20 protein-coding genes are annotated in these 20,549 nt (G+C 45.1%); 15 read left to right on the forward strand and 5 right to left on the reverse strand.

Going from position 1 to position 20,549, the window contains the following annotated elements:
• Complete coding sequence (locus tag NX845_RS20645) at positions 1-1,224, forward strand: FAD-dependent 2-octaprenylphenol hydroxylase (protein ID WP_017087216.1); 1,224 nt, start codon at positions 1-3, stop codon at positions 1,222-1,224.
• A 148-nt stretch (positions 1,225-1,372) separates the two neighbouring features.
• On the opposite strand, the gene NX845_RS20650 is transcribed toward NX845_RS20645, so the two are convergent.
• The 3 genes from NX845_RS20650 to ygfZ all read right to left on the reverse strand — a co-directional run bounded on the left by NX845_RS20650 (position 1,373) and on the right by ygfZ (position 3,578).
• Entirely contained in the window at positions 1,373-1,579 is a 207-nt protein-coding gene (locus NX845_RS20650) for a DUF1107 domain-containing protein (RefSeq protein WP_004735370.1), read from the reverse strand.
• 561 nt (positions 1,580-2,140) lie between these two features.
• Complete coding sequence (locus NX845_RS20655) at positions 2,141-2,602, reverse strand: aminoacyl-tRNA deacylase (protein ID WP_102575159.1); 462 nt, start codon at positions 2,600-2,602, stop codon at positions 2,141-2,143.
• Positions 2,603-2,606: 4 nt separating this feature from the next.
• The gene (gene ygfZ, locus NX845_RS20660) at positions 2,607-3,578 is read right to left on the reverse strand and encodes a tRNA-modifying protein YgfZ (protein ID WP_260257102.1); all 972 of its coding nucleotides are present in this window, start codon (positions 3,576-3,578) and stop codon (positions 2,607-2,609) included.
• Positions 3,579-3,745: 167 nt separating this feature from the next.
• On the opposite strand from ygfZ, the gene NX845_RS20665 reads away from it, so the two are divergent.
• On the forward strand, positions 3,746-4,006 hold the full coding sequence (locus NX845_RS20665) for a succinate dehydrogenase assembly factor 2 (RefSeq protein WP_004735374.1): 261 nt from the start codon (positions 3,746-3,748) through the stop codon (positions 4,004-4,006).
• Positions 3,954-4,394, forward strand: coding sequence for a protein YgfX (locus tag NX845_RS23435; protein WP_311319421.1), 441 nt, complete (start codon positions 3,954-3,956; stop codon positions 4,392-4,394). The genes NX845_RS20665 and NX845_RS23435 overlap by 53 nt, the downstream gene beginning before the upstream one ends.
• 73 nt (positions 4,395-4,467) lie before the next feature.
• Here the strand turns inward: NX845_RS23435 and nadB are convergent, their stop codons facing one another.
• A complete protein-coding gene (nadB, locus tag NX845_RS20670; RefSeq protein WP_004735376.1) occupies positions 4,468-6,084 on the reverse strand; it encodes an L-aspartate oxidase in 1,617 nt (538 codons plus the stop codon).
• Between the two features lie 389 nt (positions 6,085-6,473).
• Here nadB and rpoE point away from each other — a divergent pair, with 389 nt between their 5' ends.
• The 11 genes from rpoE to acpS all read left to right on the forward strand — a co-directional run bounded on the left by rpoE (position 6,474) and on the right by acpS (position 15,910).
• The gene (gene rpoE, locus NX845_RS20675) at positions 6,474-7,052 is read left to right on the forward strand and encodes an RNA polymerase sigma factor RpoE (protein ID WP_004735377.1); all 579 of its coding nucleotides are present in this window, start codon (positions 6,474-6,476) and stop codon (positions 7,050-7,052) included.
• A 26-nt stretch (positions 7,053-7,078) separates the two neighbouring features.
• Positions 7,079-7,702: a sigma-E factor negative regulatory protein gene (locus NX845_RS20680; protein WP_004735378.1), complete on the forward strand. Its 624-nt coding sequence runs from the start codon at positions 7,079-7,081 to the stop codon at positions 7,700-7,702.
• Positions 7,699-8,661, forward strand: coding sequence for a sigma-E factor regulatory protein RseB (rseB, locus tag NX845_RS20685; protein ID WP_004735379.1), 963 nt, complete (start codon positions 7,699-7,701; stop codon positions 8,659-8,661). Before NX845_RS20680 ends, rseB begins: the two co-directional genes overlap by 4 nt.
• On the forward strand, positions 8,658-9,128 hold the full coding sequence (locus NX845_RS20690) for a SoxR reducing system RseC family protein (RefSeq protein WP_017084321.1): 471 nt from the start codon (positions 8,658-8,660) through the stop codon (positions 9,126-9,128). The genes rseB and NX845_RS20690 overlap by 4 nt, the downstream gene beginning before the upstream one ends.
• A gap of 137 nt (positions 9,129-9,265) precedes the next feature.
• On the forward strand, positions 9,266-11,059 hold the full coding sequence (lepA, locus tag NX845_RS20695) for a translation elongation factor 4 (RefSeq protein WP_004735381.1): 1,794 nt from the start codon (positions 9,266-9,268) through the stop codon (positions 11,057-11,059).
• Positions 11,060-11,304: 245 nt separating this feature from the next.
• Positions 11,305-12,201 (forward strand): signal peptidase I, encoded by an 897-nt coding sequence (gene lepB / locus NX845_RS20700; RefSeq protein WP_017077797.1) that lies wholly within the window; start codon positions 11,305-11,307, stop codon positions 12,199-12,201.
• 26 nt (positions 12,202-12,227) lie between these two features.
• Positions 12,228-12,905 (forward strand): ribonuclease III, encoded by a 678-nt coding sequence (rnc, locus tag NX845_RS20705; RefSeq protein WP_004735383.1) that lies wholly within the window; start codon positions 12,228-12,230, stop codon positions 12,903-12,905.
• A complete protein-coding gene (gene era, locus NX845_RS20710; protein ID WP_260257103.1) occupies positions 12,898-13,869 on the forward strand; it encodes a GTPase Era in 972 nt (323 codons plus the stop codon). The genes rnc and era overlap by 8 nt, the downstream gene beginning before the upstream one ends.
• Before the next feature lie 102 nt (positions 13,870-13,971).
• A complete protein-coding gene (gene recO / locus NX845_RS20715) occupies positions 13,972-14,700 on the forward strand; it encodes a DNA repair protein RecO (RefSeq protein ID WP_012604785.1) in 729 nt (242 codons plus the stop codon).
• The gene (pdxJ, locus tag NX845_RS20720; RefSeq protein WP_260257104.1) at positions 14,697-15,434 is read left to right on the forward strand and encodes a pyridoxine 5'-phosphate synthase; all 738 of its coding nucleotides are present in this window, start codon (positions 14,697-14,699) and stop codon (positions 15,432-15,434) included. The genes recO and pdxJ overlap by 4 nt, the downstream gene beginning before the upstream one ends.
• A 95-nt stretch (positions 15,435-15,529) precedes the next feature.
• Positions 15,530-15,910, forward strand: a complete 381-nt coding sequence (acpS, locus tag NX845_RS20725; protein WP_017077798.1) for a holo-ACP synthase — start codon at positions 15,530-15,532, stop codon at positions 15,908-15,910.
• A 288-nt stretch (positions 15,911-16,198) separates the two neighbouring features.
• Here the strand turns inward: acpS and barA are convergent, their stop codons facing one another.
• Positions 16,199-19,012, reverse strand: coding sequence for a two-component sensor histidine kinase BarA (gene barA, locus NX845_RS20730; RefSeq protein ID WP_004735388.1), 2,814 nt, complete (start codon positions 19,010-19,012; stop codon positions 16,199-16,201).
• 165 nt (positions 19,013-19,177) lie between these two features.
• Here barA and rlmD point away from each other — a divergent pair, with 165 nt between their 5' ends.
• Complete coding sequence (gene rlmD / locus NX845_RS20735; protein ID WP_017090806.1) at positions 19,178-20,497, forward strand: 23S rRNA (uracil(1939)-C(5))-methyltransferase RlmD; 1,320 nt, start codon at positions 19,178-19,180, stop codon at positions 20,495-20,497.
• Positions 20,498-20,549: the final 52 nt, after the last annotated feature.

The raw sequence follows: 20,549 nt of genomic DNA on the forward strand, positions 1-20,549 counted from the left end.
ATGATGCAAAGTGTTGATATCGCGATTGTTGGTGGAGGCATGGTTGGCCTAGCGCTTGCTGCTGCGTTGAAAGACAGTGACCTAAGAATTGCCGTCATTGAAGGCAGGGCACCCAGTGAAGGGCTTAGCGAATTGCCTGATGTGCGTGTGTCGGCATTGAGCCGCTCTAGTGAAGTGATTCTTCGTAACTTAGGCGCATGGCAAGGCATTGAACAAAGACGTGCTGCACCTTACCAAGCGATGGAGGTGTGGGAACAAGATAGCTTTGCTCGTATTGAGTTTGACTCGACACGTTTGGCTCAGCCGAATCTCGGTCATATTGTTGAGAACCGTGTGATTCAACTCGCACTGCTTGATCAGGTGAAGAAGCAAGATAATGTCAGCCTGTACATGCCCGCGACGTGCAAAACGATGGCGATTGGTGAAAGCGAAGCATGGCTAACGCTAGATAATGGCCAAGCACTGACCGCTAAGTTGGTTGTTGGAGCGGACGGCGCAAACTCTTGGGTTCGCAAACAACAAGATATCCCATTAACACATTGGGATTACGGACACAGCGCGATTGTCGCGAATATCAAGACCACAGAGCAGCACCACAGCGTTGCTCGTCAGATATTCACACCACAAGGGCCATTGGCATTCCTACCAATGCAGCCAAGCCACATGAGCTCGATAGTTTGGTCTACGGAGCCTAATCGTGCCGAGAAGCTTGTATCCATGTCGGATGCTAATTTTAATAAGCAACTGACGGCTGAGTTTGACTCAAAACTTGGTTTATGTGAAGTGGTTGGTGAGCGTTTTGCCTTCCCATTACGTATGCGCTATGCACGTGACTTTGCTGTAGAGCGTGTTGCTTTGGTTGGTGATGCTGCTCATACGATTCATCCGTTAGCAGGGCAAGGCGTGAACCTTGGCCTATTAGACGCAGCAAGCTTAGCGCAAGAGCTGTTAACGCTATGGGCTGCTGGCGAGGACATTGGTACTAAACGTAACCTTCGTGGCTATGAACGCTGGAGAAAAGCTGAGGCGGCGAAGATGATTGCTTCAATGCAGGGCTTTAAAGATCTGTTTGAAGGCGATAACCCAGCCAAGAAGCTGATTCGTGGTATCGGTATGAAGCTCGCGGGTCAATTACCGGGTGCGAAAGATGAGATCATGAAGCGAGCTCTGGGCTTGTCAGGCAATCTTCCTGATCTAGCCAAGCGTCCAGTTACGCACCAATAATCAACAATCGTAAATCAATAGTCGCGCACGGGTAAGCCGTTGTTGATGGTCAGTAGCTGGAGCTGATTGCCATTGACTCAATCTGAACACGAAAAAAGGGTTGGCATTATGCCAACCCTTTTTGTTTTTAATTCTGTAGATAATCAGGTCATGCGTATGCGCAGCGCAGTTTCATGATTTCACTATTTATTTCTTTTACCGTTTGAAAGTGACGCCTTTCTGCTCGGTCTGGCAGCACGAGTTTACCGTTATCAAACTCAAATTTTCCTACGCCGTAAATGTAGATTCGTCCTTTGAAAAGTCGACTTACATGTTTAGCAATCATACTCGGTGTATAGCGCTTAAACAGTCTCATTTTAATTATCCTTATATTTACCTAGCCTGCATATTATAGAAAAACTCCGAGATAATAATTGTGATAAGCATGGAGTAATATGCAGTAGAGTTGACGTGAATTAGATATTTGTGCTGTTCTAAGCACTTTCTTCAGTAAATATCTATTTTTACGTGAGCTCCTCCCCAAAATAATACTGAGTAGTGAACTGCTGTGAACTTTCCTGTCCGGTATTAAGCAGTGATAATGTTACAAGTATAAGAATAGGCGGGATTTTTTTGTTTGTGTAATCAAATTGTAAATTTTTGACAAAAAAAAGCCCGTCTAAAACGGGCGAATAGTCACAGATGCATTACACAAAAGTGGATACTGATGTTACTCAGTGGATTCACTTGTACTGATTTGCTTAAAAGCTAGTCAGTAAATTCACAATAACGTAAATTTACCTTTGTGACTACTTATGCTTTTATTTTGAGTAACTATTTATTATTGACGTGTTCTTCTTATGACGAACTTCACACTAAAAATGTATTCAATGAAAAGTTGTACTGAAGTTTGCGAACGATGACGCGATCGAAAAGATCATCGACTGATGTCAGCAACGATTGGTGCGCAAAGTACCATAAGATCATTGGGATCCAGCGCAACACCAGCCATTCGATCACCCGAGCTAATAGTAACCGTCGAGTTTTTTTGAATTGAAGGATCAAAAATGATCGGCATGTGTCTCTTTAGAGCAAGAGGGCCAACACACCCAGCCTTAAAGCCTGTGATCGTTTCAACATCAGCGAGTGATACACAGGTCATTCGACGGCAATTCAGTACCGAGCGTACTTTCTTGGGGTCGACAGAGCGATCACCAGCAGTACAGGCCAACGCATATTGGTTGCCCATATCCTTGAGCAAAATACACTTCACCATTTGAGAGGCGTCGATGCCTCGCTCTTGAGCTGTTTCTTCGATGCTGGTGGTTGGTTTACTTTGCATCAGCAGGCGATAGTTCACCTGCTGTTGATCCAGCCATTGTGTAATCAGTGTTTCCACGTGGTTACTCGTCGTCAAGGCTGTAAGGCAGTGGCAGGATATTCCATGTTTGATCAGGCTGCGCGGTCAGTCGAAGCTGAACATCGTCATCAAGGTTGTTTGGTAACACCATCAAACCCATCGCGTGGTTATCAGCAAATTGATAGACGTTTAATAGTCGGCCTGCACCACGCCAGTTCTCACCCACGCTACGTTCAAGTTCAATCGTATTCTCTAGAGACAGTACATCTGAAGTTGTCCCAGAAACAATGCGCATCTCACGCTTGTTCATGCCACGGTACTTGGCACGAGCAACCGTTTCTTGACCTGTGTAGCAGCCCTTTGAAAAGCTGATACCGCCAATCGCTTGTAGGTTAAGAGCTTGAGGGATGTGCTCGTTTTGCTCTGCTTTTGATAGGTTAGGCTGAGCATCAAGAATTTCATGATACTGCCAAAGCGCTTCCGATACTTTTTCAGCTGAGCTGCTTGATACCAAGGATTCTGCTGCTTCTTCTGTCACAAGTAGAGCCCAACGGTTGTCTGAGACTTGAACGGCTGTACCACCAGAGATAGTACGCACTTTACCTTGACCCTCTGCAATCGAATCAACGTATTGGTTCGCTGAAGTGCCCATGATTCCGATAACAACGTCAGACGTCTGCTCGATATCAATTTTAGAGAACACGGCGTATTTCTTGATTTCAACTAACTCGACTTCAATTGCCGATTTCGGCTGCATAAGTGCGTAACCACCATTGTGGTGGAACAAACGAAAGATACTCCAAACCTTTCCTTTCGCATCACAATGCGCGCCTAATGTAGATTCATCATTAGGAAGAGTGACGACATCGCACGTTACTTGACCTTGTAGGTACGACTTTTTGTCATCGCCTATCATGGTGATTGCGCTCCAATCCGACACGTGTGTCATCATCAGTTCTGGAAGCGATTCATTTTGCGTATGAGCGAGCGGCTGAAATGTGTTTTTCCAATTCATTTTATCTTTCCTAAGAATTTTATTTGGCTCTATGTTAATCCGGTTCTATTTCTTTGTCAGCCTAGGTTTTTTTGTGAGCTTAGATAGGGACTGTGACTCACATAGTAGTTGCAGAGCGTATGACTTGTTACACTCCGAGAAAGAAAAATTATAGGTGAGGATAGCCAATGTACACTGCAGAGCAGAAAGCACGAATTAAATGGGGTTGCCGTCGTGGCATGTTAGAACTTGATGTAGTCATCATGCCATTTTTTGAAGAGTGTTTTGATTCATTGCAAGAGCAGGAACAGCGCGAGTTTGTTTCTCTACTTGAGTGTGATGACCCAGATTTGTTTACTTGGGTTATGGGACATGGGCGCAGTGAAAATCTAGGCCATGCTTCAATGGTTGATAAAATTGTCGCGCATAACCTCAGCAAGGTTCGTTAAGCTTCAGCTTAAACCTTCATATTCCGCATTATTTGCAAAAGGCACTGTTTCTGGGTGCCTTTTGTTTTTCATCGTCTTTTCTTCTATCCCGCTCGTTGTTGCCCTCTACTGTTTAGCTTTAATGTTCAGTTTGTTTAAAGCCAATCAGGTAATCTTGAATACAGCACATGGATGCTTTGATTATAAAGAAGATGGCGAGATTCGACTCAATGACCAATCCTACACACTTAAGTCCGTTGATAAGATCTGGGCACAGTTTTTCGTCAAACTAAAATTCGAATGTGGGCATTCGGTAATGCTTTGGCGTGATAGTTGTCGTGAGCGTGAATATCGCCACTTTCTGGCGAACTTACAACGATCGCACGAGGCAAATGGGAACGCGAGATAAAAGAAAAAGGAGCACTAAGCTCCTTTTCGTTTGATTGCGTTTAGTTGATTAGCTAATCGCTTTCAAATAATGATTACGACTGGTTTCTCTCTGGCGTCAGAATCGTTGGGCCACTGTCTTTTGCAAGTTCTGGGTAATCCAACGTGTAGTGTAAGCCGCGGCTCTCTTTACGTTGCATCGCACAGCGAACCATTAGCTCAGCCACTTGTAGTAAGTTACGCAGTTCTAATAGGTTGTTCGAAACCTTAAAGTAGCTGTAGTACTCATGAGTTTCTTGCTGCAGCATCTGAATACGGCGCATTGCACGTTCTAGACGTTTATCCGTTCGAACAATACCCATGTAATCCCACATGAACAGTCTTAGCTCGTGCCAGTTGTGCTGAATGATCACTTCTTCATCACTGTTGGTGACTTGGCTTTCGTCCCATGCAGGCAGTTCAGCGCACAGTTGAGATTGGTCGATGTTTTCAACGATATCTTTTGCTGCTGCCCAAGCGTACACAACACATTCAAGCAGTGAGTTTGACGCCATGCGGTTCGCACCGTGTAAGCCGGTGTAACTCACTTCACCAATCGCATATAAGTTAGTTAAGTCGGTTTGACCTTGCTTATTCACCATCACACCACCGCAGGTATAGTGCGCAGCAGGTACTATCGGGATAGGCTCTTTGGTCATATCAATCCCTAAATCCATCAAACGAGTATGGATCATTGGGAAATGCGTTGTGATGAAGTCTTCAGGCTTGTGGCTGATATCAACATACATGCAGTCAGCACCTAGGCGCTTCATTTCGAAGTCAATCGCACGAGCAACCACATCACGCGGAGCCAGTTCACCGCGCTCATCGAAGTCCTTCATGAAGCGAGAACCGTCTGGACGACGCAGGTAGGCACCTTCACCACGCAATGCTTCCGTCAGTAGGAAATTACGCGCTTCTGGATGGAACAAGCAAGTCGGGTGGAACTGGTTGAACTCAAGGTTGGCTACACGGCACCCCGCACGCCAAGCAATAGCAATACCATCACCTGAAGAGACATCTGGGTTAGAGGTGTATTGGTAAACCTTGGAAGCGCCGCCTGTTGCTAACACAACAAATTTAGCGCGCACGGTTTCAACGTGTTCTTGGTTACGGTTCCAAATGTAGGCACCGATAACTTTGTCTTTCGAACCACCAACCTTATCTTCTGTGATCAAATCTAGCGCGTTGTGGCGCTCGAAGATCTCGATGTTTGGGTGATTGTTGACGTTATCTTGCAGTGAGGTTTGCATTGCCATGCCAGTTGCATCGGCAGCGTGCAGAATTCGGCGGTGACTGTGGCCACCCTCACGAGTGAGGTGATATTTTGGTTGGCCTTCCGTGCTGTTCTCATCTTTATCAAATGGAACACCACCATCAATCAGCCATTGCACACACTCTTTAGCATTTTCAGCAATGAATTGAACTGTATCTTCTTCGCATAACCCAGCCCCAGCAATTTGAGTATCTTCTACATGAGACTCAATACTGTCCGACTCATCGAATACCGCGGCGATACCACCTTGTGCGTAATACGTCGATCCTTCGCTGCGTGGTCCTTTGCTTAATACAATTACTTTTGCATGTTCTGCTACACGTAAGGCTAATGACAAGCCTGCCGCACCACTTCCTACCACTAATACATCACACTGATGTTCACGGTTTGCGTTCATAAAACTTATTAAATCCCGGGCTATAGTCGAGTTGTCCACTCTCAATTGACGTTGTCTTGTTTTAGGAGTTTGGCTAAGACTGTTATAATCTCTCCAGAGTCATCCTAAAACGCTACACAAAATCAATGTACAGACAGCTATCTAGAAATATTTAATTGCTCAATACCATTGCTTTTGCTCAAGTTTCCCCAAATTGATAGGGATAGCTATTTTTATTACATCACATTGTGAAACAATAATGGCAAATAATTTTAAGAAAGTTGGAACTTTCGGTATTTGGCTTAGTCACAATAGTGCTCTTGTAGACGGTGGTGTCAATACTACATTTCGCATAATTAGTACCCATATCTGTGAAGGTAAGGGTTATAACAATAGGAGTACCCGCTCGAATGAACGAGCAGCTAACCGATCAAGTGTTGATTGAGCGAGTTCAGAGTGGAGATAAGCAGGCTTTTAACTTACTAGTGGTTAAGTACCAAAATAAAGTTTGTAATCTTATCTCTCGATACGTGAATAATTCCGGTGATGTACCTGATGTAGCACAAGAAGCTTTTATTAAAGCTTACCGCGCGATACCTAACTTTCGTGGCGAGAGTGCCTTCTATACATGGTTGTACCGAATTGCCGTGAACACCGCTAAAAATCATATCGTTGCCCAGAGCCGTAGGCCGCCAGCAACAGATGTAGATGCAGAAGATGCAGAATATTACGAAACAGGCAGCGCGTTAAAAGAAATATCGAACCCTGAGAACTTAACGCTGTCAAACGAATTGAAACAAGTTGTTTTTGGAGCGATTGAAGCGCTACCAGAAGACTTAAAAACTGCAATGACGTTGCGTGAGCTCGAAGGTTTGAGCTACGAAGAGATTGCAGAAGTAATGGATTGCCCTGTAGGAACCGTACGTTCGCGTATTTTCCGAGCTCGTGAAGCGGTGGAAAAGAAAATTAAGCCTCTTTTGCAACGCTAGAACTTGTAATAATTATGGTGAAAATAATGGCTGATAAAGAAAAGCTTTCGGCACTCATGGATGGTGAAACGATCGATAAAGCTCTCATTGTAGATCTCGAATCTGATCAAGAAAGCATGGATACCTGGCAGAGTTACCATCTAATTGGTGATGTTATGCGTGGGGATGCGCCAGAAACTCCAGAGTGGAACATTGCTAACAGTGTTGCGGCAGCGCTTGATAATGAGCCTGCACATAGTGCAATGCCGAACCTGCACCAAGTGCATGTTGAACCAACTGTTGCTCCAATTGAAGAGCAGCCTAAACCTCAGCAAGCGAAGCGTCAGCTTCCAGCGTGGTTACAACAGTTTGGACAAGTTGCCGTGGCAGCGTGTGTCTCACTAGTCGTTGTACTAGGTGTTCAACAATATGGTGGCAGCGACCCTGCTGCGCCAGAGCAGTTGCCTGTACTCCAGACGATTCCATTTGCGGGTTCTGCGGAACCAGTAAGCTTAACGCGTGACTCTGTTGAGAAGCCAGCATCTGAAGCTAACTTGCAAGAGCAGCGTAAACGCGTTCATGCAATGCTAGAGGATTATGAGCTGCAGCTAAGATTAAACAGTGATGCATCGCCAATGCAAGATGCACATCTAGAATCGGACATTGAATGAAGAAAATCCTGGTCAGTGCACTGACACTGTTCAGCTTGATGTCTCCAACAGCCTTTGCAGAGGAACCCACTGCAAAGGCGTTGTTACATCAGATGAACGAGGCCAGTCAGCATCTAAATTACGAACTCTCCTACATTTTGATTAAGAAGAGCAGTATTGAACCTCTTGTTTATCGCCATGCGGTTAACGACGACCAACAACTCGCGCACCTTGTTTACTTGAGCGGGCCTATCCGTGAAGTTATTCGACGTGGTGATGAAGTCAGTTATATTGAACCGGGCACAGAACCGTTTACCATTCAATCTGGCAGTATGGTTGCCCCTGTTATTCCGATGATTAATCGAGATATTGACGCGCTCAACGACTATTACGATTTCGTTAAAGTGGGTCGTGCTCGTGAAGCTGGAAGTACTACGCAAGTATTGCGCGTGGTGCCGAAAGATGGCCTTCGTTACTCTTACGTCGTTTGGGTAGATGAAAAAACGAGTCTTCCTTTGCGTGCCGATCTGTTGGATCGTGACGGCGAAGTGCTTGAACAGTACCGCACTATCTCTTACGTGGTGAACGATAAGATTGCTGAGGCAATGGGGGGCTTGAATAGCGCTCAACTGCCGAAAGTCTTATCGCTGCCGGAAGGCTTAGTGAGTGAAACTAACTGGCAAGCCTCTTGGATTCCTGAAGGATTTAAGTCAAAAGAGCTTAGTCGTTATCCAATGGCTGCGACCGATAAAATGGTTGAAAGCCAACTTTTCAGTGATGGGTTGTTTAGCTTTTCAGTTTATATCGCCGATAAAGACGAACATTCATTGAAAGGGCAGTTGGTACGCCAAGGACGCAGAACATTACACAGCTTAGTGATTGGTGACAAAGAGATCTCTGTGGTGGGTGATATTCCGCCAGCAACCGCCAAACGTATTGCCCAATCAGTTACGTTCAATAAACCGGTACCAGCGCAATGATGACGGCGCTGGCAACCGTTAGCTCGGTTGAACAAAGCGGTCAACAATACTTTGTTCAACTGAGCTGCGAACAACAAACCAGTTGCAGCAGTTGCTCATCTCAAAAAAGCTGCGGAACGGGTATTGTTACTAAGGCTGTTGGCAATAAATCCTTGTTTTGGCAGCTTAAAACCAAAAGTTTAGTTAAAGCCGGACAAATCGTAGAAATTGGCTTTCCAGAAAAAAGCTTACTGCAGTCTGCGGCGATTGTTTACCTCATTCCACTTTTCATGTTGATGATTGGTGCTGGTTTTGGACAACTCTTATTGCAACCCTTACTCCAAGGGGGCGAGGGCATTGTTATCTTAAGTGCAGCGCTGTTTACTGCTGGTGGTATTGCCTTAGCGAAGCGGTTAGCCAAACCAATGGAAGACAAATCTAAGCAAGAAGTCGTCTTGATTCGAATCCTAGGTGAGCCTCTCGTCTAATTTATGATGCTTCTTGCCCTTAAATTGGGTAGAATCTGCCAACTTGATTGAAATGCCGCCACCAATGCTGACTGTAGATTGGACGCGTCGCGGCTTTCTTATTATCCCTATTCAAAGAGTTTAGTCACACCAAGCCTATGAAGCACATTCGTAATTTTTCGATTATCGCCCACATCGACCACGGTAAGTCGACCCTTTCTGACCGCTTAATCCAAGTTTGTGGAGGGTTAAGTGAACGTGAGATGGCAGCTCAAGTCCTCGATTCTATGGATATAGAACGCGAGCGTGGTATTACAATTAAAGCGCAGAGTGTGACTTTAGATTATACAGCGAAAGATGGTGAAACTTACCAACTTAACTTTATCGACACTCCAGGACACGTAGATTTCTCTTACGAAGTATCTCGTTCTCTAGCCGCTTGTGAAGGCGCGCTATTGGTTGTGGATGCTGGTCAAGGTGTTGAAGCTCAAACTCTAGCAAACTGTTACACCGCGATCGAAATGGAACTGGAAGTAGTGCCAATCTTGAACAAGATTGACTTACCTGCGGCTGAACCTGAGCGTGTTGCTGAAGAAATCGAAGAGATCGTTGGTATCGATGCGATGGAAGCGACGCGTTGTTCTGCAAAAACCGGTATCGGTGTTGATGACGTTCTTGAAAACATCGTAACAGCTATCCCACCACCGGAAGGTGATCCAGACGCGCCACTACAAGCGCTGATCATTGACTCTTGGTTCGATAACTACTTAGGCGTTGTTTCTTTGGTTCGTATCAAGAACGGTAAGCTGAAGAAAAACGACAAGATTAAAGTAATGTCGACAGACCAAGTTTGGGGTGTTGACCGTCTAGGTATCTTCACACCTAAGCAAATCGACACAACAGAGCTAAATACTGGCGAAGTTGGTTGGGTTGTTTGTGGTATTAAAGACATCCTTGGCGCACCTGTTGGTGATACGTTGACGCTTGCAAAAGGCGGCAGCACAGAACGTCTACCTGGTTTCCAAAAAGTGAAGCCTCAGGTATATGCAGGTCTATTCCCAGTATCGTCTGATGACTACGAAAACTTCCGTGACGCACTAGGCAAATTAAGCCTGAACGATGCATCACTGTTCTACGAACCAGAAAGTTCAGCAGCACTTGGCTTTGGTTTCCGTTGTGGCTTCTTAGGAATGCTTCACATGGAGATCATCCAAGAGCGTTTAGAGCGTGAATACGACCTAGACCTAATCACAACGGCACCAACCGTAGTGTACGAAGTTGTAAAAACGGATGGCAGCATTCTTTACGTTGATAGCCCGGCTAAACTGCCTGCGACTAATGATGTAGAAGAGATTCGTGAGCCTATCGCTCGTTGTAATATCCTTGTACCGTCAGACTACCTAGGTAACGTAATTACCTTATGTGTAGAAAAACGTGGTGTTCAAGTGGATATGGTTTATCACGGTAAGCAAGTTGCTGTGACGTACGACTTGCCAATGGCTGAAGTGGTTCTAGATTTCTTCGACCGTTTGAAATCAACATCTCGTGGCTATGCGTCACTGGATTACAACTTCCAACGTTTTGAAATGTCGAACATGGTTCGTGTAGACGTATTGCTTAATGGCGAAACAGTTGACGCACTGGCTATCATTACGCACAAAGACATTGCACAGTCTCGCGGTCGTCTACTGGTTGAGAAGATGAAAGAATTCATCCCTCGTCAAATGTTTGATATCGCGATTCAAGCAGCGATTGGTAACCACATCATTGCTCGTTCTACAGTGAAACAACTGCGTAAGAACGTAATCGCAAAATGTTACGGTGGTGATATCAGTCGTAAGAAGAAACTTCTTAAGAAACAAAAAGAAGGTAAGAAGCGTATGAAGCAGATCGGTAACGTTGAACTGCCTCAAGAAGCATTCTTAGCGATTCTTCATGTTGGTAAAGACTAGGTATCAATCGCACTAACTATCTGCTGAACATTACTGGTTAAAATCGTTTATTTCTTTGTTGCAAAGATTGCAATTAGGCCCACTAGTCACTGCACTTTGCGCCTCGAACTAAACGATTTTTCCTGCGTAATCTCCCCAGCATTTAGTCAGCATGATTGATACAGATTAGAAATATTAAGCAGAGTGAAAGGGTTATACTCTTTCACTTTCGTTATTTTTAAAGAAATGAAATTTAAGGGATATCAATGGCTAATACATTTTCGCTTATTTTAGTGATCGTAACTCTAGTGACCGGCATTGTATGGGCGTTGGAAAAGTTTGTGTGGGCGAAGAAACGCCAACAAAAACTGGCTGACGTTGAAGCACAATCGAATGGCCTAGACGCTGCAACCAGCGCAAAAGTTACGGCTCAGCCTTGGTGGGTTGAGAACAGTGTGTCCATTTTCCCTGTAATTGCATTTGTTTTGGTTTTGCGTTCATTTATTTATGAACCGTTTCAAATCCCATCTGGTTCGATGATGCCAACACTATTGGTTGGTGATTTCATCTTAGTAGAGAAGTACGCATACGGTCTAAAAGACCCGGTATGGCGCACTCAACTGGTCGAAACGGGCAAGCCAGAACGCGGTGATTCAATCGTATTTAAGTACCCACCTCAGCCGAATATCGACTACATCAAGCGTGTTGTTGGTATGCCGGGTGATACTATTCGCTACAGCAGCAATAAAGAAGTCTGCATTCAAGCGAAGGGTGGCAGTAGCTGTAAACCAGTGAAGTTAAGTAACGTTGAAGAAAGCCAATTTATTCAAGATGGTGTGCCTCTGATTCAGCTGAATGAACAGCTGGGTGATGTGGAGCACCAAATTTTAGTTAACCCATTACGTCGTGATCGTGTGCAAGCATATCAACCTCGCAATGGTGTTAACGAGTGGATCGTTCCAGAAGGCCAATACTTTGTTATGGGTGATAACCGTGACAACAGTGCTGACAGCCGTTACTGGGGCTTTGTCCCTGAAGCAAACCTTGTTGGTAAGGCTGTTGCTATTTGGATCAGCTTCGAATTCGAACGCGGTTCAGACAGTGTACTTCCAACATGGATTCCTACTGGTGTGCGTTTTAATCGCATCGGTGGGATTCACTAATCGATCACATAACACATCGAGAGAGCATGAATTCTCCAATTGATAAACTAGAGAGAAAGATTGGCTATCAGTTTAATGATGCCGATCTTATCCATTTGGCGCTGACTCACCGTAGCGCCGCAGGTAAACACAACGAACGTCTTGAGTTTCTGGGCGATTCAATTTTAAGTTTTGTTATCGCTGATGATCTTTACCACCGTTTCCCTAAGGTAAACGAAGGTGATATGAGCCGCATGCGCGCAACATTAGTACGTGGTCATACATTGGCAGAACTAGGTCGTGAATTCGAACTAGGAGATTACTTAAAATTAGGTCCAGGTGAGTTGAAGAGTGGCGGTTTCCGTCGTGATTCTATTCTAGCGGATGCGGTTGAAGCGATCATCGGCGCTGTCTATTTAGATAGTGATACCGAGGTTGTTCGCCGCATTATTTTAAGCTGGTACCAATCTCGCCTAGAGTCTATTCAGCCTGGTGTATCTCAAAAAGATCCTAAAACTCGCTTACAAGAGTTTTTACAAGGTCGAAGAAATCCCCTACCTGTCTACACAGTGACTAATATTAAAGGTGAAGCACACAACCAAGAGTTTACGGTTGAGTGTGAAGTGGCAGGTGTGGATAAACCTGTTATCGGTAAAGGCACTAGCCGCCGCAAGGCAGAACAAGCGGCTGCTGAAACAGCATTAGAGCAACTAAGCAATGTCTGATAACAATCAAGATTTCGATATCGATGCATTCTTTTCATCTGATAGCAAAAAAACGGGCCTACCGGAAAACCAACACTGTGGCTTCATCGCTATCGTGGGTCGACCAAACGTAGGTAAATCGACGCTTCTGAACCATATTTTGGGCCAGAAAATCTCGATCACATCACGTAAACCTCAGACGACACGTCACCGTATTATGGGCGTAGAAACTGAAGGTGATTACCAAGCGATCTACGTTGATACTCCTGGACTTCATATCGAAGAAAAGCGTGCAATCAACCGTTTGATGAACCGTGCGGCGAACAGCTCACTGAGCGATGTGAACCTAGTATTCTTCCTTGTTGACGGTACTCACTGGACTGACGACGATGAAATGGTACTGAACAAGCTGAGAAAAACAGATTTCCCAGTCGTCCTTTGTATTAACAAAGTAGACAACGTTCAAGACCGTACAGACGTGATGCAACATATGATGGAAGTGTCTAAGAAGATGGCCTTCCTTGATGTTGTACCAATCTCGGCGAAGCAAGGTAAGAATATCGATGTACTGCGTAAGCACGTTCGTAACTCTTTACCTAAAGCGACGCATCACTTCCCTGAAGAGTACGTAACGGATCGTTCACAGCGCTTTATGGCCTCTGAAATCATCCGTGAAAAACTGATGCGATTCACAGGCGAAGAGCTACCTTATTCAGTAACGGTTGAAATCGAGCGTTTCGATTACAACCCTGATAACGATGGCTTCCACATCAATGCTTTGATTCTTGTTGAACGTACTGGTCAGAAGAAGATGGTGATTGGTAAAGCGGGCGAGAAGATCAAAACGATTGGTCGTGAAGCTCGTATCGACATGGAAGAACTGTTCGGTCGTAAGGTTTACCTAGAGACTTGGGTTAAAGTTAAGTCTGGTTGGGCTGATGATGAGCGTGCACTTCGCTCGTTAGGCTACATCGACGATCTATAATATATTGAACGTCACTTTCTGAGATTAAGAAAGTTGAACTGAATATAATTTCAAGAGAGAGTGCGAACTCTCTCTTTTTGTATCTGTAAGAAGGGTAAGTTATTGAGCGAAGGGTTACAGCGATGCTTTGTGTTGCACCGTCGACCATACAGTGAGTCGAGCCTAATTCTGGACGTCTTCAGTGAAGAGTACGGAAGGGTGACGTTGATGTCTAAAGGTGCAAGGAGTAAGCGTTCTAATTTGAAAGGTGCATTGCAACCTTTTACGCCTCTGCTGCTTAAGTGGTCTGGCAATGGTTCAATGAAAACGTTGCGCCAAGCTGAACCGATCAGCTTGGGGCTTCCTCTTGCCGGTATCAATCTGTACTCAGCCATGTACGTCAACGAGTTAGTTGGGCGAGTGTTAATGGCCGAAGTGGCCATGCCCGCATTTTTTCATGACTATCTTCATGCCTTAACAGAACTCGCTCATAATGAGAACCCTGAGCCAGCGCTGCGTCGTTTTGAATTGGCTCTACTATCCGCTATGGGATATGGCGTCGACTTTTTGCACTGTGCTGGTACTGGTGAAGCGATCGATCCAAGTATGACTTATCGTTATCGAGAGCAGAAAGGTTTTATCGCATCGGTGCGTCGAGATAACCTGACATTTATGGGCGATGAACTTATCGCAATTAGTGAACGTAGGTTTATCACTAAAGAGCAGTTAAAAGCAGCAAAACGCTTTACACGCATAGCCTTAAAGCCGTATCTTGGCGGCAAACCATTAAAAAGTAGAGAGCTATTTATGCCAACAATAGCCCTCTCTAGAGCACGGAGTATTGGAAAATGAGCTCAATCCTTTTAGGCGTTAATATCGACCATATTGCTACACTACGTAATGCTCGTGGTACTAAATACCCAGATCCAGTACACGCAGCTGAAATTGCTGAACGTGCGGGTGCTGACGGCATTACCATTCACCTGCGCGAAGATCGCCGTCATATTGTTGATCGCGATGTACGTATTCTTGCTGAGACAATCCAGACTCGCATGAACTTAGAGATGGCAGTGACGGACGAGATGGTTCAAATTGCACTCGATACTAATCCTGAGTTCGTTTGTCTCGTTCCAGAAAAGCGCGAAGAGCTGACGACGGAAGGCGGCTTGGACGTGGTTGGTCAACTTGAAAAGATCAAAGCGGCGACGGAAAAACTGTCGGCAGCGGGTATCAAAGTATCTCTGTTTATCGATGCAGATCGTGAGCAAATTGATGCAGCAAAAGCGTGTGGCGCACCGTTCATTGAACTGCACACAGGCCACTATGCTGACGCTAAAACAGAAGAAGATCAGCAAGATGAGCTTAAAAAGATTGCTGCAGGCGCAAGCTACGCAGACGATCTTGGTATCACCGTGAATGCTGGTCATGGTATGACTTATCATAACGTAGCGCCGATTGCGGCACTTCCTGAGATTTACGAGTTGAACATCGGTCACTCGATCATGGGACGCGCAGTATTTGATGGTTTGAATAAAGCCGTTGCAGACATGAAAGCCGTGATGGAAACAGCACGCAACAACGCTTAGTTCTTTAACTCGTCATTAGTTTAGTAGTAAGCGTTAAGCGGTTAATCAGTAGAATCGATAACGTTAATAGATAGAAGTTTGGTAGTAGGGTAAACATGGCTGTTGTTGGATTGGGTACAGATATCGCAGAAATCGAACGTGTTGAAAAGGCACTGTCACGAAGTGGCGATGCTTTTGCTCAGCGTATTTTGACCGACTCTGAGTTTGAAGTATTTCAGCAACTGAAGCAAAAAGGACGTTATCTTGCAAAACGCTTTGCTGCAAAAGAAGCGGCATCTAAGGCGTTGGGCACGGGTATCGCGCTTGGTGTGACCTTTCACGATTTCGAGATTTCAAACGATGAGCATGGCAAGCCAGTTCTAAGCCTACATAAAAAGGCGCGTGAAATCGCAGAAGCGAGTGGTACAAAGTCGATTCATCTGACTATCTCAGATGAGCGCCATTATGCGGTGGCGACGGTACTACTCGAGTCGTAAATAGATTACCGTTACTTTATACCAATCGTAGTAAATAACTGTTCACCCTAGCTTGTTAAAAAACTCGATAACTTCGTTAGAATTTTTGATTGTAGAATAACTACTTATCGAAAAATCCTGCCTTGTTCTCAAGCCTTTTTCCTGCTCTATTTCTGAACACTTACTTACTGTGATTGGTATTATATCTAGCACCCTAGGTTCTAGACAGAAAAAAGCAGAGCTCATGAGCTCTGCTTTTTTATTGGCTGGTAAACCGTTTGACGAATATTTGTGAGTAAGAAATGTTCGCTAGGTCTTGGCTGGTTTCAAATAATGAATCGCGGTTGCTTGAACCTTATCTAATTCATCCTGAAGTTCAAAAAGTTCAGGTTCAATATCTTCAACGGAAGTGCCGGAACGCAGCTCTTTCTCTATCGTCGCACACACCGACTTCAGCCTTGGTACACCGCTGTATGAGCTGCTGCCATGCATCTTGTGGATGATGTGTGTCAGCGCTTCAACGGGGTAGTCACTGTCTTCTATCGCTTTCTCTGCGGCTTCATAAACCTCAGGAATGAAGTCGACTAGCATTTGCAGCATATCGCGTGCGAGGTCTTCTTTGTTGGCGGCTTGCTTCATAGCTGCTTGCCAATCAATGATGATATTCTTATGCACGTTAGCCTCAGAATCTGAAACTGAGCTATTGTCTACTTCCGCAGAGACTGCCGGGTGGGCGGGGTCTATTTTTTCAATGTGCTCAACCTCAGAGGTAGGGCTCCAATGAATCAGAACCTGCTGTAACACGTGCTCTTCTATCGGTTTGGTTAGGTAGTCATCCATGCCGGCTTCAAGTAGACGATCCCGTTCGCCAACCATCGCGTGTGCTGTGACGGCAATGACGGGGGTATTCGCATTATTCGCTAGCTCTTTTATATTCTTACAGGCCGTCACACCATCCATTTGTGGCATTTGGATATCCATGAAGATGATATCAAATGGGGTCTCCTTCGCCTTGTCTATGGCCTTCTGTCCGCTGGTGCAACTGATGACCGTCTCTACACGCTCTTTTAGTAGCGCGGTGATCAATTTAAGGTTTGCTGGGTTGTCGTCTACCGCCAATACAGTAAGTGGCAGCTTCTCTTCCGAGTGCGTTTCAATCGCTGGTGCAATCAAAGTGGGTGCTTGATTAGAGATCAGAGTTTGTAGAAGTTTCTTACGAGAGAGAGGCTTGGTAATGCATTGAACATCGACCTCTTTCATCAGTTGCTCACCTAATGCAAGCTCGGTACTTGGCGTACCAATAATTACGTTCTGAGCGATTTTCTTCGCGCCAATCGCCCAACCACTCACGGTATCAAATTGATACTCTTGGTTGGCGGCTAGGTTGAGTAGAACGTAGTCATATGAGGTCGACTCGTCAGGCATCACCGAACGATACGTTACCACCAAGCCTTCTTGGGTTAAGATTTGCTGAGTAATCGAAGCCGCTTGCATGTTTGGCTCGATAAGCAGCAGCTGCTTGTCTTGCAGACACTGAGTCTCAATCAGCTCAGTCATCGGCATATCAGTCGTTGATAGTCTCAAAGTAAACCAGAAGGTTGAACCTTGGTGTAGGCGACTGGTAAGACTGATCTCTCCGCCCATTTGGCTGACCAGTTTTTGGGTGATAACCAGACCTAGCCCCGTACCGCCATAACGACGAGAGATGCTTGCGTCGGCTTGGCTGAAGGCTTGGAATAGCTGAGCTTGTTGACGCTCAGAGATACCAATACCTGTATCGCGAACCATGAATTGCAACTCGATGCTGTCTTCGCTTTGTGAACGAAGTTCAACACTGATATCAATGTTGCCACGTTCAGTAAACTTGATTGAGTTACCAACGAGGTTGGTTAGGATCTGCTGAATACGCAGTGGGTCACCAACAACGCCTGGTGGCACTTTCGGGTCTATCTTAAGAGTTAACTCTAGGCCTTTCTCATGGGCGTTAGTTGCTTGAAGGTTCACAACCTCTTCAAGGCTGGCTTGGAACTCGAATGGGATGTTCTCGAGCGCTAATTTACCGGCTTCCAGTTTCGAGAAATCAAGAATATCGTTGATGATGCTGAGTAGGTTATTTGCTGAGCGTTCAATGGTTTGCAAGTAATCTGTTTGACTGGTCGATAGGTGGGTTTTAAGCATTTGACGAGTAAAGCCAATCACACCGTTAAGCGGTGTTCTCAATTCGTGAGACATGTTAGCCAAGAACTCAGATTTAACACGAGCCGCTTCTTGAGCGCGTTTTTTCGCAATGTCTAACTCAACGTTTTGAATCTCTAATTGCTCTAGGGTTTCACGCAGATCAGACGTAGCCTGGTCGATACTGTGCTGCATCTCGACGTGATATTCTGATAGCGATACCGCCATCGCGTTGATACCGTTTTTCAGTGAGTCTAGCTCACCGTGCATTTTTCCTTCGATACGCACATCGAGATGACCACGACGAATTCGGTCGACCATGTTTTTCATGTGTGTGATCGGTTGGGTGACGTCATGCATCAAGCGAAAAGCAAATACACCAGAAAGTCCCAGCCCCAAAATCAACACCAAGAAGGCAGAGAACACTTCTTGATACTGCTGCAATCGAAGTGACGACAAGTCTAACTCTATCGCAATATAGCCGATCGCTTGGTTGGCTTGAGACTGCCCATTGGCTGAGTTGATGTATTGACCTTCAGCGATGATGGGTGTCCGAAGAATCAGCGTATTATCGAGCAGGTTCGATGAGCTTAAATGCGGGATGGGTTTATCTTTCGGATAGGTCAGGCTTTCAAAATCAGGGTGGAAGTTTGAGGTTACAAACAACTCATGACGTTCATCAAACACCGCGATACTGCGCACTAGCTTAGAGTTTTTTCGATGCGCATAGCTAATAAGCTGACGAACAGACTCTCGACTTTCGAGCTTCATGCCTGATTCACTAGCAATTGCCAGCGGTTCAATGATGCTAGTACCAGTATTAACCACTTGGCCCTCAAGGTCTTGATAGCGGTTAAATGAGAAAAATGCACTCAATAGCAACCCAATAATCAAGGTTGGAGCTAGAGTTAAGGTAATTACACGGGCTCTTAAGCCATATCTGGTCATGTTCTTTAATTACATCGAGGTCTGGATATGGGAAAATAACGCACACAATGGCGGTTAAGTGAACGGTAAGCTTAATCAAAGCCGTGACGTTCGACAATGATTCCAAGACATAATAGTGAGTCCTGGATACCAATTACTTATTAAAAGATACATTAGGCACAAGCAATGGCACGTTTTTTCCAACCAAAAAAGAAAACTCAACTCGAGACCAAGCATCAATCGGTTTTGGTTGAACGAATGGATCACAATGGCGCTGGCATCGCTTATCAGAAGAATAAACCTGTTTTCATTGATGGCGCATTGCCCGGTGAGCAGGTGGTTATTCAACTTACTGAGAGCAAAAGTAAGTTTTCGCGAGCAAAACTCATCAAATTACTTAAACCGAGTGAGCTGCGTTTAAAGCCATTCTGTAAGCACTTTAATCAGTGTGGTGGCTGTCACCTTCAACATCTTGGTTACGCTTCTCAGGTTGAGCATAAATCGCAATCTTTGACGCACCTGATGAGTCAATACCAAACGGCTAACACCGAAGTTGTTGAGCCGATTGTGGGTGATGAAACCGGTTATCGACGTCGCGCGCGTATCAGCCTGTTTGTTGATAAGAAGACACAGCAGCTTCAGTTCGGTTTCCGTAAGAAGCAAAGTAAGCAGATTGAAAACATCACCGATTGTGCCGTGCTGGATCCTCGCCTCAATGTATTGCTGCCGAAACTGAAAAGTTTACTCAATACTTTCAGCAACCTTACGTCTTTAGGACACGTTGAATTGGTGTTGGGCGATACTGGCCCTGTGATGGTCCTGCGTCACCTTAAGCCTTTGGTTGAGAAAGATGAGCAAGCATTGATTGCACTCGCTAAAGCGGAAGGTGCCACGTTGTATACTATGCCTGAAACGGACAAGCTCGTTCGTTTAGTCGGTGATGCGCCAGCTTATAGCGAAACAGGCGTGACTTTACCTTTTGAGCCAAACCACTTTATCCAAGTTAACCAGAAAGTGAACCAGCAAATGGTTGCTCAAGCGATTGAGTGGCTAGAGCCTCAAGCCGATGAGCGAGTGCTCGACCTGTTTTGTGGCTTAGGGAACTTCAGTTTGCCTATTGCACAACAATCTGCGTTTGTAGTGGGTGTTGAAGGTGTCGATGAAATGGTTCAACAGGCCACGTCTAACGCGACTTTGAATCAATTGAGTAATACAGAATTCTACCAAGCGAACCTTGAAGAAGAGCTGTCTTCACAGCCTTGGGCAAAAGAAAGATTTGATAAAATCTTACTTGATCCAGCACGTGCAGGAGCGAGTGGGATCGTTGATCAAATTTCAGGGTTAGGTGCGAAGCGTGTGGTTTATGTTTCGTGTAATCCTGCTACTCTAGCTAGAGATTCAGAGAGCTTAGAAAAACAAGGCTATCAACTAGCCAAGCTTGGTATGTTGGACATGTTCCCACACACCAGTCATCTAGAATCGATGGCTCTCTTTATCAAGGCTTAGAGGCCCTTAAACAAGGCTTAAAAATGAATCACAAAGGTGCAGGGAAGCCTGC

The sequence above is a fragment of the Vibrio sp. NC2 genome (assembly GCF_025195005.1).
GTDB classification, from domain to species: domain Bacteria; phylum Pseudomonadota; class Gammaproteobacteria; order Enterobacterales; family Vibrionaceae; genus Vibrio; species Vibrio splendidus.